The 15,043-nt window shown below is 61.0% G+C and carries 16 protein-coding genes; 15 read left to right on the top strand and 1 reads right to left on the bottom strand.

Translation table 11 applies throughout. The features are described 5' to 3' along the window. The first annotated feature begins 18 nt into the window (after window positions 1-18). Window positions 19-228 carry a hypothetical protein gene (locus JQ604_RS24485; protein ID WP_349631138.1) on the top strand — a complete coding sequence of 70 codons (210 nt, stop codon included), beginning with the start codon at window positions 19-21 and terminating at the stop codon, window positions 226-228. Window positions 229-669: 441 nt separating this feature from the next. Here the strand turns inward: JQ604_RS24485 and JQ604_RS24480 are convergent, their stop codons facing one another. Then, window positions 670-1,392: an autoinducer binding domain-containing protein gene (locus tag JQ604_RS24480; protein WP_212362947.1), complete on the bottom strand. Its 723-nt coding sequence runs from the start codon at window positions 1,390-1,392 to the stop codon at window positions 670-672. Between the two features lie 204 nt (window positions 1,393-1,596). Between JQ604_RS24480 and JQ604_RS24475 the strand changes: the two genes are divergently transcribed. The 14 genes from JQ604_RS24475 (at window position 1,597) to JQ604_RS24410 (ending at window position 14,992) form a co-directional block, all read left to right on the top strand. Then, window positions 1,597-2,232 carry an acyl-homoserine-lactone synthase gene (locus JQ604_RS24475; RefSeq protein ID WP_212362945.1) on the top strand — a complete coding sequence of 212 codons (636 nt, stop codon included), beginning with the start codon at window positions 1,597-1,599 and terminating at the stop codon, window positions 2,230-2,232. A gap of 38 nt (window positions 2,233-2,270) precedes the next feature. Next, on the top strand, window positions 2,271-2,846 hold the full coding sequence (locus JQ604_RS24470) for a type IV secretion protein (protein WP_212362943.1): 576 nt from the start codon (window positions 2,271-2,273) through the stop codon (window positions 2,844-2,846). Window positions 2,847-2,922: 76 nt separating this feature from the next. Further along, window positions 2,923-3,219, top strand: coding sequence for a TrbC/VirB2 family protein (locus tag JQ604_RS24465; protein ID WP_212362941.1), 297 nt, complete (start codon window positions 2,923-2,925; stop codon window positions 3,217-3,219). Further along, a complete protein-coding gene (locus JQ604_RS24460) occupies window positions 3,219-3,557 on the top strand; it encodes a type IV secretion system protein VirB3 (RefSeq protein WP_212362939.1) in 339 nt (112 codons plus the stop codon). Before JQ604_RS24465 ends, JQ604_RS24460 begins: the two co-directional genes overlap by 1 nt. Next, entirely contained in the window at window positions 3,550-5,916 is a 2,367-nt protein-coding gene (locus JQ604_RS24455) for a VirB4 family type IV secretion/conjugal transfer ATPase (RefSeq protein ID WP_212362937.1), read from the top strand. Before JQ604_RS24460 ends, JQ604_RS24455 begins: the two co-directional genes overlap by 8 nt. Then, window positions 5,913-6,635, top strand: coding sequence for a P-type DNA transfer protein VirB5 (virB5, locus tag JQ604_RS24450; RefSeq protein ID WP_212362935.1), 723 nt, complete (start codon window positions 5,913-5,915; stop codon window positions 6,633-6,635). Before JQ604_RS24455 ends, virB5 begins: the two co-directional genes overlap by 4 nt. Then, window positions 6,632-6,877, top strand: coding sequence for an EexN family lipoprotein (locus JQ604_RS24445; RefSeq protein ID WP_212362933.1), 246 nt, complete (start codon window positions 6,632-6,634; stop codon window positions 6,875-6,877). Before virB5 ends, JQ604_RS24445 begins: the two co-directional genes overlap by 4 nt. Window positions 6,878-6,888: 11 nt before the next feature. Then, on the top strand, window positions 6,889-7,875 hold the full coding sequence (locus JQ604_RS24440) for a type IV secretion system protein (RefSeq protein ID WP_212362931.1): 987 nt from the start codon (window positions 6,889-6,891) through the stop codon (window positions 7,873-7,875). A 344-nt stretch (window positions 7,876-8,219) separates the two neighbouring features. After that, window positions 8,220-8,891: a virB8 family protein gene (locus JQ604_RS24435; protein ID WP_212363037.1), complete on the top strand. Its 672-nt coding sequence runs from the start codon at window positions 8,220-8,222 to the stop codon at window positions 8,889-8,891. Continuing rightward, window positions 8,888-9,739, top strand: a complete 852-nt coding sequence (virB9, locus tag JQ604_RS24430) for a P-type conjugative transfer protein VirB9 (protein ID WP_212362929.1) — start codon at window positions 8,888-8,890, stop codon at window positions 9,737-9,739. Before JQ604_RS24435 ends, virB9 begins: the two co-directional genes overlap by 4 nt. A gap of 11 nt (window positions 9,740-9,750) precedes the next feature. Then, the gene (virB10, locus tag JQ604_RS24425; RefSeq protein WP_212362927.1) at window positions 9,751-10,896 is read left to right on the top strand and encodes a type IV secretion system protein VirB10; all 1,146 of its coding nucleotides are present in this window, start codon (window positions 9,751-9,753) and stop codon (window positions 10,894-10,896) included. Continuing rightward, window positions 10,893-11,924, top strand: coding sequence for a P-type DNA transfer ATPase VirB11 (gene virB11, locus JQ604_RS24420; protein WP_212362925.1), 1,032 nt, complete (start codon window positions 10,893-10,895; stop codon window positions 11,922-11,924). Before virB10 ends, virB11 begins: the two co-directional genes overlap by 4 nt. Then, the gene (locus JQ604_RS24415; protein ID WP_212362923.1) at window positions 11,890-13,836 is read left to right on the top strand and encodes a type IV secretory system conjugative DNA transfer family protein; all 1,947 of its coding nucleotides are present in this window, start codon (window positions 11,890-11,892) and stop codon (window positions 13,834-13,836) included. The genes virB11 and JQ604_RS24415 overlap by 35 nt, the downstream gene beginning before the upstream one ends. Further along, window positions 13,820-14,992, top strand: coding sequence for an LPD7 domain-containing protein (locus tag JQ604_RS24410; RefSeq protein ID WP_212362922.1), 1,173 nt, complete (start codon window positions 13,820-13,822; stop codon window positions 14,990-14,992). The genes JQ604_RS24415 and JQ604_RS24410 overlap by 17 nt, the downstream gene beginning before the upstream one ends. Window positions 14,993-15,043 lie beyond the last annotated feature (51 nt).

The following is a 15,043-nucleotide window of genomic DNA, read 5'->3' as shown; positions in this document are numbered from 1 at the left end:
TTTTTGATGGAGCTCCTCGTGCTTACACTGATGCCAACCCTCGTGGAAAACTCGCTTCAGATCGCCTGGGACTTCCTCGGTGGCTGCGGGGAAATCGGCGATCAACAAGAGGCCGCGGAATTTCTCATCCGGGACATCAACGTCCAGATCTTCAAGGGTGAGCGTCGAATGCTGATGCTCTCAAACCGAGCGATCGACGCGTACCGCCGGCACAGACTCGCGGCATGATCAATCCGAACTGCCCCATTTGGTGGCCTTGGGTAGGTGTGTGAAAACCATCCGCATCTGCCTTGGAGCAAGGGTTCAAAGGGCTGTCAGTGCGGCGCCGGTATCCCCTGCGAGTGTCAAGGACCATACGACGGCATTGACGACCCCGACGTCTCCGGGGTCATCGAGATTTCCAACGCTGGCTTTAGCGGTCCGCTTCCGGAGCTTCCGCGCTGCTGCCAACAACCGGCCCCCAAACGGCGACGCCCAGTTTCCCCTCGCGGGATTCCGCGAAGAGGTACAACGGAATTGCAAACAGGCGTGTTTTTTTGACTGAATACTGCAAGTGATGGCGCACCGACCTCACTCGGAGGACCTTGCACCGTCGCTGACAAATTCACCCTGATCAAGCCGCTAATCTTGGACCACTTGTGTCAAACCGGAAAAGCCTGCTGCGCACCATCAGAGCAATCCCTGCCGCAGCGCGAGAGCCACAGCGTGGGGAAGGGTTGATGCAGCAAGACTTCCTCTTGCATTATCCAGATGAAACTTCACGCCGCTTAAAGAAACACCAAGGATGTCGGCGATGTCCTGCATCGTCTTGCCATCGGAGACCCATGCAAGACACTGACGCTCGCGCTGAGTCAGGGAGCTCACCTGCTGTCCGTTTACAGGCGTGCATCCAACTCTGGCGGCGCTCACATGCGCATGGTAGGTGAGACCCATCCTTTCCAACATGTCCTCCGAGCTCTCGATGAAACGATCGAGTCCAAGGCTGCGCTCGTCCACCGCAAGTGTAAACGCCGCGAACTGATTTTGACTCGAGGGAATGCGAACCGTCAGCCCGGTCCTGATCTTGAAGCTGAGCGCATCGTCAAACAGACGGCGCTCTTTCGCTGACTTCGCACTTCGCGCCTCGCGTCCATCCCAAAGGAACATCCGCCTTCGCGGATCCTGGAGAACGGGATCGATGTTGTCATATCCTTCCCGAAAATAGTGACTGGTCCAACTCTTCGGATAGGATGAGATCAGATTGGGGCTATTCGCGCGCTGGCCAAAATAAGCAAACCATCGGAATCCCAATGCATGCGCGGCTCGTTCCGCGACACGCCGAAAATCATCTTCCGTATTGGCAGAGTGAAGACAATCGACAAACTCATCGCACGCTCTTTTGACATCTTTCATGGCATCACTTCAGTCAGTTACCTCATCCCCAAACGCGAGCACTTTGACGATTCGCGCTATACGTGCAGGCCGTGTATTGCGGTGTTGCGGCAGCTTTGCGGCACGGACAGTTCCATAGCGCCCTGTCAGAACTGACAGGGCAACGCCGTGACCGCGCCTGTTTTCTTGATCTCGACGCTGTGATTCGTAAGTTTGAGGTTAAGAATGAAGGTCATTGTGCGCACCCGTTCGGCGCTCCTGCATGACTCCGACCTGACATTGGCAATGCATCGCCTGCGAGGGCGCGTGTTCAAGGATCGGCTCGACTGGGACGTTTCCGTCTCCGACGGATTGGAGATTGATCAGTACGACACACTCAAGCCGACATATCTCCTGGTGCTCGAGCAGACCGACGTGGTTGGTTGTGTTCGGCTGCTGCCCACCACTGGACGCAACATGCTCGCGGATACGTTCCCGGTGTTGCTGGATGGCCACGCGGCACCCAAAGCAGCAGGGATTTGGGAGAGCTCGCGCTTTTGCGTTGACACAAAAAACGTCGCAGCGACAGCTGAGAACGGCTTGCGGGAAGCAACGTTCCTGCTCTTTGCCGCAATGATTGAATGGGGTCAGCAGCGCGATCTGCAGGCCATCGCAACCGTCACTGATCTGCGCATGGAGCGCATCCTGCGCCGAGCCGGGTGGCAACTCGATCGCCTCGGCACACCTCGTCAAGTCGGGACCACCAATGCCGTGGCCGGATTGTTGCCGATCACCGATGACGCCCTCGGCGCAATCCGGGCGGCCGGCAAGATTTCCGGGCGTGCAATTGACGCACCGTCAAGCCTGGCCCTCGCGGCATAGCGTCGAACGTCCTCAGCTCCTGACAAAGAGTTCTCAACATGGATCCCGCTGCATTTGCGGCTCTGGTCGAACAATGCGCCCCAACGCCGGGGTTGGTGCGGCCGCTGACGGCGATTGTCCGGCAGGCGAGCTCGTTCGAGCCGCTGCTCATCACAGTTGCGGGGCGGAAGCCGATTCCAATTCAGGCAACCGACCGTGACGAGGCCATCCAGCTCGCGACCGAGGCCATCGCCACCGGTCAGCAGGTCCGAACGGGTCTCGCTCAACTTGATGCCGCGGAAACAAAGCAGGCAGGGCTGACGGCCGCCACGACATTCGACGCGTGTAAGCACATCGCCGGGCTTGGCAGATTGCTCGATGCACGACTGCAAGCAACCAACACAAAAAGTACAGACCGCGACCAAGCGATTGCGCGCGTCGTCGCAAGTTTCGCGGCGAGGGCTCCCGACCAGACGCACGGACCACGCAACCAGCCGATGGCGTCCCCCGGTGCCGGCGATTCTACCGGTGACGTGCCACCAATCAACACACCGGCACGCTCCATCAGCGAGCATCCGCGCTGGGACGTCTATCGCGCGGCACGAGGCACATCAGCCTTCGTCTATGAACGATGAGGATCGTCATTTTCCTATCTCAACTCAGTACGGCGGTCCGGATGGGTCCGGCTGCAGTACCAATCGGAGCCTTGCCATGACTTCTTCTCTTAAACACTCCGCTGCCCTCCTTTGCATGGGGGCCGTTCTCAGCATCGCGTTGGTAGAGCCGGCGCTGGCGCAGACCGCGAACATCGAAGGCGTGCTGCAGAACATCGTCAACATGTTGACCGGCAATGTCGCTCGTCTGCTGGCAACGCTGGCCGTCATCATTGTCGGCATCGCCTGGATGTTCGGCTACCTCGATCTACGCAAGGCTGCGTATGTCGTGCTCGGCGTCGCCATCACGTTCGGCGCCTCCGAGGTGGTGTCGACCTTGACCGGAGGCAAGTGATGGTCGAGGCCACGCGTCTCACAGAGGACACCTTGTTCCTCGCCTGTACGCGTCCCGCCATGGTCGCCGGGGTCACGATGGAGGCCATGGCACTCAACGTGATGTTTTCCTGCATCCTGTTTCTGGCAGCTGGAAGCATCGTCTACGGCCTGGTCGCGATCCCAATCCATGGCCTTTGCCGCATCATCTGCCGGCACGACCCCAACATGTTCCGGATTCTGCTCGCCTGGATCGAAACCCGAGGGCGCGCGCGCAACGCCACCTTCTGGGGTGGATCGTCCTGCACGCCGCTCACACTCGTCCGGAGATACCGAACAAAGGACCTCGGTCATGCGTAATAGGGCGCTCAAAACCCGGGAGATCGAGCCCGATGTCTATCTGCCGTTCGGCCGGCACGTCACAGATTCGGTGATCAGTCTCACAACACGAGCCCTGCTGACGGTGATCCGGATCGATGGCACCTCGTTCGAGACTGCCGAGACCTCGGATCTGAACGATCTTCACGGCAAGTTGAATCTCACCTTGCGCAATGTTGCAGATCCGCGCCTCGCGCTCTGGACCCATTTGGTACGCCGCCGCACCTCGGTCTACCCGGACGGTACCTTCCGGTCGACCTTTGCCGCGGAGCTCGACGCGCAATATCGCGAACAGCTCCAAAAAGAGGCGCTGTTTCGCAACGATCTCTACCTGACGATCGTTTGCCATCCCGGCCGCGCGGCGACGGATACGGCCGCTGCGTTCTTTAAGCGGCTCGGCCGAAGTGCCGGGAAGTCCGTCGAGGTCGACAGCGAGGCCCTGAAGCGGCTTGACGATGCCACGCGGGATATCGTCGCGGCACTCGACCGGTACGGCGCCCGTGCAGTCGGATTGGCTGAGCGCGAAAGCATCACCTTCTCGGAACCGATGGAGTTACTCCACGCGCTCGCTTCCGGGGAATGGATGCCGATGCCATTGCCGCAGGGGCCGATCGGTCCGGCGCTCTACTCAAATCGTGTCATCTTCGGTCGCGAAGCCCTCGAGATTCGCGGTGCGGGTGGATCGCGCTTCGCTGGCATGTTCGGACTCAAGGAGTATCCGGCATCCACCCGGCCTGGCCTGTTGAACGCGCTGCTTTCCGCGCCGTTTGAACTCATCGTCACGCAATCATTTGCGTTTTTGGCGAAAGCGGACGCTAAGACGGTCCTGACGCGCAAGCAAAACCAGCTTGTATCGGCCCAGGATCCTGCCGCCTCGCAGATCGATGAGCTCTCTGACGCCCTCGACGATCTCGAATCCAACCGCTTTGTGCTCGGAGACCATCACCTCTCGCTGCTGGTCTATGCCGATACGCCTTCGCAGCTGCAGGATCACATGAGCGTAGCGCGGCGCTCGCTCGCCGATGCGGGTGCGGTTGTCGCCCGGGAAGATCTTGGACTTGAAGCTGCCTATTGGGCGCAGCTTCCCGGGCTGTTCAAATACCGCGCACGCACTGGCGCGATCAACTCGCGGAATTTCGCGGTGTTCTCTCCGTTCCACACCTATCCCACCGGACAATCTGGTGGGAACCATTGGGGGCCGGCGGTCGCGATGCTCAAGACCGCGTCCGGGTCACCCTTCTATTTTTCCTTTCATCATGGCGACCTCGGCAACACCTTCATCTGCGGCCCCTCCGGATCCGGCAAAACCGTCGTGCAGAACTTCCTGCTGTCGCAGGCCGAACGGCTCGGTGCGTCCTACGTATTCTTCGACAAGGACCGGGGCGCCGAGATTTTCGTGCGCGCCGCCGGCGGCACCTATTTGACCCTCCACAACGGTATTCCGACCGGCTGCGCGCCGCTCAAGGCGCTTGAGTTGACGCCTGCGACTCTTTCGTTCCTGGGCGAACTGGTCCGGACACTCGTCACGCCGGATGACCGGCCCCTGACCGTGATCGAGGAGGAGCGCATCGATTCCGGGTTGCGAGCCCTTGGTCAACTCCGGCAGTCGGAGCGATCGTTCGGGACGCTGCGGGCTTTTCTCGGCCAGAAAGATCGCGAGGGCATTGGTGCGCGGCTGGAACGTTGGTGCCGGGGCGCTCCTTTTGGCTGGGTGCTCGATGGCGATCACGACGCCATCGACCTCAACGCCCGGTTCATTGGCTTCGACATGACCGATCTCCTGGACCACCCCACAGTTCGCACACCGCTTATGATGTACCTGTTTCATCGCGTCGAGCGCCTGATCGACGGCAGACGCCTGATCATCGACATCGACGAATTCTGGAAGGCGCTTGGAGACGAGGCCTTTCGCGATCTCGCCAACAACAAGCTGAAAACCATCCGCAAGCAGAACGGTGTCATGGTGTTCGGCACGCAGTCGCCACGCGACGCGCTGGCCTCGCCAATCGCGCACACTATCGTCGAACAATGCCCGACCCAAATCTTCCTGCCGAACGCGCGGGGAACGCGCTCGGACTATGTCGACGGCTTCCATCTGACCGATACGGAATTCCGCCTGATCAAGGAGGAGCTCTCTCCCGAAAGTCGCCGATTCCTGGTCAAGCAAGGCCACAACTCGGTGGTGGCAGAACTCGACCTCGGCGGTTTCGACGACGCGCTCGCCGTCTTATCGGGACGCACGGAAACCGTGGAGCTCCTCGACCGCATTCGCAAGCAAGTCGGCGACGACCCCGCACAATGGCTGCCGGTGTTTCATGCGGAGCGGAGGAAAGCCCAATGATAGTCCAGCGTACGCCGGCGTTTCTAGCCTCACTGGCGGTCGTGACCTTCCTCATGTCCTCAACCGCCAAGGCGGAGATTGTGTTCGACCCAAGCGTGTTTGCGCGGCAGTTCGAGCAGCTGACGGAGTTGAAGAAGCAGGTCGACACTCTGACGTCGCAGCTCAAGGTCGCACAGGATCAATTGAGCCAGGCCAAGCAGCTCTATGACAGCTTTAACAAGCGGACCAACGCCAACGACATCGGATCGCTGTTGAACACGCCACAGTTCCGGAAAGTTCTGCCCGAGCAGTTCTCGGACATCGAACGTCTCGTCGCGGGGCAGGGTGGCGGCAACTTCGCCGACGCCATCAACCACTATCTTTCGCAAAATCGCGCCTACGCGGGCAATAACGGCAACTCATATTACCAGAGCGAGCTCGACCGGATCGCCCGACAGACTGGGGCGAAGCACTCCATGGGCCAGGCGGTGTACGACACCGCCTCGCAGCGCATCGATGCCCTTGAAGAACTCAGAGCTCGCATCAGCTCGGCGACCGACGCCAAGGAGGTTCTCGATCTGTCAGCACGGCTGCAGGCCGAACAGGCGCTGCTGCAGAACGACGTGCTCCGGATGCAGGGTCTGGCAATGATCCAGCAGGCCCGCATGGAGATGGACGGACAGCGGGAGCGCGAGAAGCAGGAACAACTGATCGATGAAATGAAGGCGGCCCTGCAATGAAGACCAGACTTGCCATTCTTCTGATCATTGTCGCTGCGGCTCTCGCGGGCTGCAACGATGTCGACAAGGGGCAAAAAACCAAAACCGTCGGTTGGTTTCTTGATCATCGAGACGAACTTGCGATGGCCCTCAAGACTTGCAGCGACAACCCCGGAGAACTTGGGAAGACGCCGAATTGCATCAACGCGAACGAGGCCCGCAACCAAGTCACTGTCCAGGAAATGGAAGACGCCCTTAAGTAAGGATCACCCTGATGGCCATAAATGTCTTTGACAGCTTCCTGAAGGAGTTCGAGCAGCCGATCACGGCTTTCGTGTCGACGTCCGTGTCGAATCTCGCTTCTTACATCGATGGTCCGCTTCGCACCGCCGTGATGCTTTATGTCATTCTCTACGGTTTTGCCGTGATGCGGGGCGCAATCGCTGAGCCGATCATGGAATTTGCTTGGCGTGCCATGCGGATCGTCGTCGTGGTGCTGCTAGCGACCAACTCGAGTGCGTTTCAACAGTACGTCACAGGTTTGTTTTTTGATTCCTTGCCAAAAGAGATCGGCAATGCGTTGGCGGGCGCTGGACTGAATACCAGCTCCGGAGCTCCGTTCGATCAACTTCTGTCCAAAGGGATCGACGTTGCCAACAAAATCTACAAACAAGCCGGCTTGACCAACATCGCGCCGGCTCTCGTCGCTGCGATTCTCCTGGTCTTTGTGGCAGTCGGGTCGTTTCTGCAGTTCGCTATCTTGCTCTATGCCAAAGTTGGGCTTGGGGTCGTGATCGCGCTCGGCCCGGTCTTCATCGCATTGGGACTCTTTGAGGCGACCCGCCCGTTTACAGAAGCCTGGCTTCGGCAGGTTGCAAACTTCGTGATCCTGTTGGTGCTGGTGGTCGCTCTGGTCGGGCTGATGCTGACCACCGTCAGCGGCTTCATTGACAGGTTCTCGACAAACGCTGGAACCGGAGGCGAGATGGTGGTGGCCGCGGTCGCCATCAGCGCAGTGCTCGGTCTGTCCGGATACATCGCGCTTCAATTGCCGATCATCGCGGGCGGTCTCGCCGGTGGCGGGGCGTCCCTCGCAAGCCGACTTGTCACAAGCCCGTTGGTTGCCAATGCCACGGCCGCGGCCGGGGGTGCCTATGCCGGCGCTCGCTGGTCGGCCAGCCGGGGGCTCGCCGCGGTCAGAGCCAGCCGTCAGGGCGGCAGCATGCGGCGCGCCCCATCGCGGGGCACCACGGCGGCCTAAGCAACGGTCGCCGGAATCAGACGACAAGCAAGACAGGGGCATCAGAACGATGTGGCGTCGACTATTCATCATTTGCGTTATCGCAAGCCAGCTCGGTGGCTGCGGAACCTGGTCAAAGGGGCCGCCGTCATGTGATGGCCTGGCTCGGCGACCGCTCAATCGCTCCTTGTGGGACTGGGAATCCGGCGCGCCGTTGGCAGCCCCCGAGCCGTCCGTTCCGCCATCCGCACCGATCATCCGGAAGGGCGAAGGCAACTCGTCCGCACCCTCGACCCATCTCGGCGCGTCCAGCCGCTGGGCCGACATTGCGGCCTCTTACCGCCCCTGTGGCAAGGAGGCATGAGATGGTCGGGAATGACGACTTGAAACGCTACTTCGACAATGCGCGGCGATGGGAACAGGATCTGCTGCTATCGGCCCATCGCTCGCGGCGAACAGCCTGGGTGATTGCGGCGGGCGCCTGCGCATTGGCAGTCGCCTCGGTCGGTGCGGTCGCAGCGCTGTCGCCCCTGAAAACGGTCGAGCCCTTCGTCATCCGGGTCGATAATGCGACCGGTATTGTCGACACCGTTTCCGCCCTCAGTTCGACGCCGGCGCGCTATGACGAAGCCGTCACCAAGTATTTCCTCGGACGCTATGTGCGCGCACGGGAAGGTTACAGCTATCCCGAGGCCGAAACCAATTTTCGCACGATTTCGCTGCTTTCGGGTCAGGGCGAACAAGCCCGCTTCGCAGCCTGGTATCGCGGCTCCAACCCCGAAAGCCCCCAGGTCATTCAAGGCCGTTTCGGGGTTGCGACGGTGCGGATCAAGGCAATCTCGCTGCTGGCCGACAATGTCGCTTCCGTGCGTTTCATGAAAGAGAGCCGCAAGGGCGAGGAAACTCGCGTCACCCATTGGGTCTCGACCCTGACGTTCTCTTACGCCAACGCGCCGATGTCCTCTGCCGACCGCCTGATCAATCCGCTCGGCTTTCTAGTTTCGGAATATCGCGCCGATCCGGAGGTCGTGCCATGAAACGTTTCGCGCTCTGGATCACTTTGGCCATGGGATTTGCAGGACCTGCGCTGGCGCTCCAGCAGCCGGCGCCGGGTCAACACGATGCGCGCGTACGCACGGTGACCTACGACCCCACCAATGTGGTCCGCCTCAATGGCGTCATTCGCGCCTCGACCCAAGTCGTGTTTGCCGATGATGAGGAGATCGCGCATGTCGCGATTGGGGACGCGATCGCATGGGAAGTTGCACCGGCAGGTTCAATCCTGTTCCTCAAGCCGCGCGAAAAACATCCACCGACCAATCTGCAGGTCGTCACCACTCGTCCCGACGGGCGCAAGCGTTCCTATCAGTTCGAGCTGTCGATAGCCGAGACGACGCTCGCTGACAGCTACTTCGTCGTCCGCTTCGCTTATCCCGGCGACGAGATCGAGCGCCGGCGCAATGAGGCGGCCGCTCGAGGCGTCGAAAGGGAAGGCGCGCTGATCGAGCAGACTTTTGACCTGCATCATGCCTATGCGGCGCGCAACTGGCGCTTTTCGGCCCAAGGTTCGATTGACCTCGAACCTGAAGCCGTCTTCGACGATGGCAAGGAGACCACGTTCCGTTTCGCTGGCAATCGCGAGATCCCGGCGATCTACCTGATCAACTCGGACGGCTCTGAAAGTCTGGTGCCCAAGGATGTCCGCGGCGAGCTTGTGATTGTCCACGCCACGGCCCGCGGGTTTCGACTGCGCAAGGGCGACACCGTGCTTTGCATCTTCAACGAAGCGTTCGATGCGATCGGGGTCAATCCCGGCACCAACACCACAAGCCCCTCGATCGAGCGGCGGGCGAAGAGATCATCTCCAACCCTTAAGGCACGATAGGCGAGCGTAACATGACCGAGCTTGAGAATGAGACGCTTGCCGGCGACCGCGGGATTACCCCGGTAGGGGGAGGGGACAACGGGCGAACGGCGATGCTCAAACGCGGCTTCGGTGCGCTCGCGCTCACGGCCTTCGCGTTCCTGATCATCTGGGGGACCTGGAAAAGCGATAAGCCGGTCAGCGAATCCGCCCGCAAGCTCATGATCCGACAGGCGGCAGCGTTCGAACCGGTGCCACAAGCGCCGGCCGCACCGGTCACGACCGCAGCTATTCCGGTCGCACCAATCTCGGCCGCATCAGCGGCACCCACGCCAGCACCGGACCAGATGCTCGAAAGCGCGCGGCGCGCACCAGTGTTGGCCTATAACCGGCCGATCGCATCTGGGCGTCCGCCCCGCGACGGCATGACCGCGGGTGTTCCCGCCGATTCCTATGGTTTTGAGCGGGCCGAGCCACGTAACGAGCTTGCCGACAAGCTGAAACCCACGCCGATCGAGGGCGTGCGCGCCGCGCGGCTTCCCAATCGCAATCTCGTGGTCACCCAAGGTACGTCGATTCCGTGCGTGCTGGAGACCGCGATGTCGTCGGATGTGGCCGGTTTTGTCTCCTGCGTCGTGCTGCGCGACGTGATGTCGGATTCCGGCAACGTGGTGCTGATGGAAAAAGGCACGCAAATTGTCGGCGAATATCGCGGCAATGTCCGGCGCGGCTCAAAGCGCATGTTCATCCTGTGGACCCGCGCCAAGACGCCGACAGGTGTCATCGCGGCCCTAGCGTCACCCGCCACGGACGCGCTCGGCCGCGCCGGTTTCGACGGCGATATCGACACGCATTTCTGGGAGCGCTTCGGTTCAGCGCTGCTGCTGTCGATTGTCAGCGATGCCTCCTCGATCGGCCGCCAGCAGATGCAGGACGGCTCGATCCAGATCAACAATACCGCTGGGGCGACCAACACCGCCGCCGGGATCGCAGTTGAGCAGTCGATCAACATTCCACCGACGCTGAGCAAGAATCAGGGCGAGCTCGTCAATATCTTTGTCGCGCGCGACCTCGACTTCTCATCGGTCTATCAACTCAAGCGGGTCGAAAGTCGCACCCAGATTTTCGACCGCACCGTCCCCGGGAGTAACGTCGGGCCGGCTGTGGTGACCAAATGAGTGCCGTCGCATCGATTGAACGCGATGGCGGCCGCCTGGTGCTGGCGCGCTATCTCGAGCCGTTGGCGCCCTACCTGGCGGACAACACCCTTACTGAAATCGTCGTCAACCGTCCCGGCGAGATTCTGGTGGAGGGCCCCGACGGTTGGACCCGGCACGAAGCGCCAACCCTCACGCAAACTTACCTCTCACATCTAGCAACTGCAGCCGCCGGTCACACCCGCCAAGACATAGGGCCGGAATACCCAGTGGTATCGACCAGCTTGATCGGCGAGGAACGCTGTCAGATCGTGGTGCCGCCAGCGGTCCCGGCCGGCGTGGTCAGCCTGACGATCCGCAAGCCCTCGACGCTGACCATGAACCTGGACATTTTGCAGCGGGCAAAGCTGTTTGATGAGGTCCGCTCCGCTGACGACGAACTGACCGCCGATGAGCATCGACTGCTCGCCCTAAAAGAAGGCGGCCACTGGCGTGAGTTCCTCGAGCTTGCGGTCCGCACCCGCCGCAATATTCTGATCTCGGGGGCGACGGGCTCCGGCAAGACCACTCTGTCCAAGGCGCTGATCGCAGCGATCCCAGCACATGAGCGGCTCATCACCATTGAGGACACCGCCGAGCTCGTCGTCCCGCACCAGAACTGCGTCCGACTGCTCTACGCCAAGGATGGGCAGGGTGTTGCCAAAATCGGCCCGCGCGAACTGCTGGAATCGTCCTTGCGCATGCGGCCCGACCGCATCCTTCTGCAGGAGCTGCGCGACGGCACCGCCTTCTTTTATCTCAGGAATGTGAATTCGGGGCACCCAGGATCAATCACGACGGTTCACGCCGACAGCGCTCGCCTTGCCTTCGAACAAATGACCTTGCTGGTCAAAGAGAGTGCGGAGGGACGTGACCTCCACCGCGACGATATCCGTTCGCTTTTGCTGCATCTCGTCGACATCGTTGTCCAGATGCAGAAGCGCAACGGCCGCTACCGCATCTCGGAAATCTACTATGACCCCGTTCGCAAACGCGACCACGCCCGTTAAGGCCGGCCTCGGCACGGCGCTGGCGCTCACGGCCGGCGCAGTCTTCCTCCTAGTTGCCTCGAACGTTCTGCTGCTCGGGCTCAGACTCCACGACGGCGGCTTTCACTGGTCCGAGATCGCCACAGGCTGGCCGCGTTATGGCGCCGACCCGCGCTTCGACCGCTGGCTTACGCTTTCGACCCTCGCTGGCCTGATCGTGGTCTTTGGCTTGCTCGGCGCCATCCTTCGACACCGTCCGCTTCCCCTTCACGGCAAGGCCCGTTTCGCCTCCGAGCGGGAGATCAAGGCCGCAGGCCTGCGATCCAAGGACGGTCTGCTGCTTGGCCGCAAAGACGGGAAAATGCTCTGCTTCGGCGGATCGGAGCACGTCCTCCTTTATGCCCCAACCCGCGCCGGGAAGGGCGTGGGTTATGTAATTCCCAATCTGCTCAACTGGCCGGACTCGGTCGTCGCGCTCGACGTTAAGAAGGAGAACTGGGATCGCTCGGCCGGCTTTCGCGCAGCGCACGGGCAGGAGGTCCATCTGTTCGACCCACTCGACGAAAACGGTCGCACGGCGCGCTACAATCCCCTTGGCTACGTGCGCAGCGATCCCGCCGACCTTTACGACGATCTGCAGCGGATTGCGGTGATGCTGTTTCCGGCCGAAAGCCGCGGGGATCCGTTCTGGTTTGAGGCGGCGCGTTCATCCTTTGTGGCGATCGGCGCCTACGTCGCGGAAACGCCGGGCTTGCCCTTGACGATCGGCGAGATCCTGCGCCAGCTGTCGGCTAACCAGGATCTCAAAGCCCACTTCGACAAGATCATCGCAGATCGCAAGGCGGGGCCTTCCCCACTGTCGCGGCACTGCATCACGGCGCTGAACGATTTTCTTGCCGCCTCCGAGAACACGTTGAACTCGGTCCGCAAGACCGTAACGGCGAGGCTCGGCCTTTGGCTCAATCCCCGTATCGATGCTGCAACCTCGACCAATGATTTTGACCTGCGGAAGCTACGCCAAGAGCCCATGTCGATCTATCTCGGGGTGACGCCAGATAATCTGGACCGCATGGCACCGCTTCTGAACCTCTTCTTTCAGCAGGTGGTTGATCTCAACACCCGCGAACTTCCGGAGCAAAATTCCAAACTCACTCGCAAGGTGCTGCTCTTGCTCGACGAATTCCCGGCGCTCGGCAATGTCAATGTGCTGGCAAAATCGGTCGCCTTCGTCGCCGGCTACGGCATCCGCCTTCTCACCGTCGTCCAGAGCCCGGCGCAGCTGCGCGCCATCTACGGGATCGACGCAGCCCGCAACTTCATGACCAACCACGCCGTTGAGGTCGTGTTTGCCCCAAAGGAGCAGGATGTGGCGAATGAGCTTTCGGAGCGCATCGGCTACGAGACTGTGAACGCCCGCAGCCGCAGCGGACCAAAAGGGCTGGCGATGCGCGCGATCAGCGAGACGGTGTCCGAGCATCGTCGCGCCCTGATGCTGCCGCAAGAGCTCAAGCTTCTTCCGAAATCCAAGGCATTCATTCTCGGCACCGGTATTCCCCCAATCGTCGCCGATAAGATCATCTATTACGAGGACAAGTCTTTTCTGGAGCGATTGCTGCCGGCGCCTGTCCTCAAGATGCCTAAAGGGCGCTCAAATGCACTGCTCGACGCCGAAATCAAGGAGTTGCGCTCCGAGATCGCTGAACTGCGTGCGGTATTCCGAGCACGGCCCATGACCGACGAGGAGGTGGCCGATCCCTCCACGATTCCTGCAGGCGCCAGTTTCGATTTCGGGGACGTCGACGTCGATATCGAAGGTCTTTCCGAAGACGACATGAAGGCCTGGGTCCTCAATTATATCGACGCCCAGGCCATCCCGCCGGCGCGACGGTCCGGCCGCAAGTGGAACGAGCAGCAGCATGAACGACACTCGTGATGAAAGCAACGAGTTCAGACTCAAACGGCAACGTCGCGCCGCGGACGCTTCCAACAGAGACAAGGGAGGCGATGACTCTGGAAGCATGGCAGCGACTGACAAGTCTTCGTCTACGGAACCTCTGGACCATGCTCTCCCCGATCGCATTCGGCGCAAATATTACGTGGTGGCCAGTGAACCAGAAAAGGATGGATCTGATCGCGAAGCGCGGCTCTATGCCGATGAGCGGAAAGAGTACCTCGCGTTCAAGGCCACTGACGATCGCCTCGTCACCCGCCTAGCCGCCGCCGAGGTGATCCGGGACATGGTCAGCGTGGCGCAACATCGCCAATGGGACGCACTTCACGTCCGTGGTTCCGTCGACTTCCGACGCGAGGCCTGGCTCGAGGCTGGCGCGCGCGGGATGGATGTGAAGGGCTATCAACCAAGCGAGCTTGATGGCCAGGCGCTCGCTGACCGCCGAGCCGCATGGGAACGGGCTCACGCGCGGACCAACGATGGCCAGGCTCGATCGGCCTCTGACAGGCCTCTGCAGGCGGATAAGCTCGATTACGACAAGGGCGTTTCCGGACGTCTGATGGAGGTCGGAATTGGCCCCTATCGCAACCGCGCCGACGCGGAGCCGTCAACCTATGCAGCCATCGAACTGGATGATGGCCGGCGACATCAGGTGTGGGGCGTCGGCGTTGTAACGGATGTCGCAGACAGTGGCGCCAGGCCTGGCGACCGCATCTCTCTGCGCAGGGATGGCGTCGAACCCGTCATCAGGGCCATCAAGTCCATAGACGCCGCCACGGGAATCGCTGGCATTGAACGGCGCCAGATGTGGCGCAACAGGTGGAACGTGACGGTGGAGGCACGCCGTGAAGACCGGCCGGCAACCGCGCATGATTCCGACCGGCTCGCGGCCCAATCCCAGATTGTCGTCATCAACAAGCTTGTCGAACGCGCTCTGCCGCACGACGAGAATGCTCGCCAGAGCATCATGGCTTTCGCCAAGGAGCGCATCGCCCAACGCCTCGAAAATGGGCATTCTTTCGCGCGAGCGACCGTCATGGAGCCCGTTAAAGAGCGTCATCAACAAGGACCTGCCAAAGAAGAAGACCGGCAAAGCCAGGATGCTGAACGCATGAGAATGCGAGGGCGAGAACGCTGAATGACGTCGTTTTTACAACCTTTTCCGCGTGTCACGCTGCGACACGAATTT

The sequence above is a fragment of the Bradyrhizobium jicamae genome (assembly GCF_018130695.1).
GTDB lineage: Bacteria > Pseudomonadota > Alphaproteobacteria > Rhizobiales > Xanthobacteraceae > Bradyrhizobium > Bradyrhizobium jicamae_B.
The sequence above is the reverse complement of the archived record's forward strand: the minus strand, read 5'-3'. Positions and strand labels throughout refer to the sequence as shown.

Excerpts from the sequence above, each read along its gene's own strand:
- JQ604_RS24455 (WP_212362937.1), top strand. The coding sequence starts at position 3,550 with ATGCGTAATAGGGCGCTCAAAACCCGGGAGATCGAGCCCGATGTCTAT.
- JQ604_RS24445 (WP_212362933.1), top strand. The coding sequence starts at position 6,632 with ATGAAGACCAGACTTGCCATTCTTCTGATCATTGTCGCTGCGGCTCTC.
- virB9 (WP_212362929.1), top strand. The coding sequence starts at position 8,888 with ATGAAACGTTTCGCGCTCTGGATCACTTTGGCCATGGGATTTGCAGGA.
- JQ604_RS24415 (WP_212362923.1), top strand. The coding sequence starts at position 11,890 with ATGACCCCGTTCGCAAACGCGACCACGCCCGTTAAGGCCGGCCTCGGC.
- virB10 (WP_212362927.1), top strand. The coding sequence starts at position 9,751 with ATGACCGAGCTTGAGAATGAGACGCTTGCCGGCGACCGCGGGATTACC.
- JQ604_RS24480 (WP_212362947.1), bottom strand. The coding sequence starts at position 1,392 with ATGAAAGATGTCAAAAGAGCGTGCGATGAGTTTGTCGATTGTCTTCAC.
- JQ604_RS24465 (WP_212362941.1), top strand. The coding sequence starts at position 2,923 with ATGACTTCTTCTCTTAAACACTCCGCTGCCCTCCTTTGCATGGGGGCC.
- JQ604_RS24410 (WP_212362922.1), top strand. The coding sequence starts at position 13,820 with ATGAACGACACTCGTGATGAAAGCAACGAGTTCAGACTCAAACGGCAA.
- JQ604_RS24435 (WP_212363037.1), top strand. The coding sequence starts at position 8,220 with ATGGTCGGGAATGACGACTTGAAACGCTACTTCGACAATGCGCGGCGA.
- virB5 (WP_212362935.1), top strand. The coding sequence starts at position 5,913 with ATGATAGTCCAGCGTACGCCGGCGTTTCTAGCCTCACTGGCGGTCGTG.
- JQ604_RS24470 (WP_212362943.1), top strand. The coding sequence starts at position 2,271 with ATGGATCCCGCTGCATTTGCGGCTCTGGTCGAACAATGCGCCCCAACG.
- virB11 (WP_212362925.1), top strand. The coding sequence starts at position 10,893 with ATGAGTGCCGTCGCATCGATTGAACGCGATGGCGGCCGCCTGGTGCTG.
- JQ604_RS24440 (WP_212362931.1), top strand. The coding sequence starts at position 6,889 with ATGGCCATAAATGTCTTTGACAGCTTCCTGAAGGAGTTCGAGCAGCCG.
- JQ604_RS24460 (WP_212362939.1), top strand. The coding sequence starts at position 3,219 with ATGGTCGAGGCCACGCGTCTCACAGAGGACACCTTGTTCCTCGCCTGT.
- JQ604_RS24475 (WP_212362945.1), top strand. The coding sequence starts at position 1,597 with ATGAAGGTCATTGTGCGCACCCGTTCGGCGCTCCTGCATGACTCCGAC.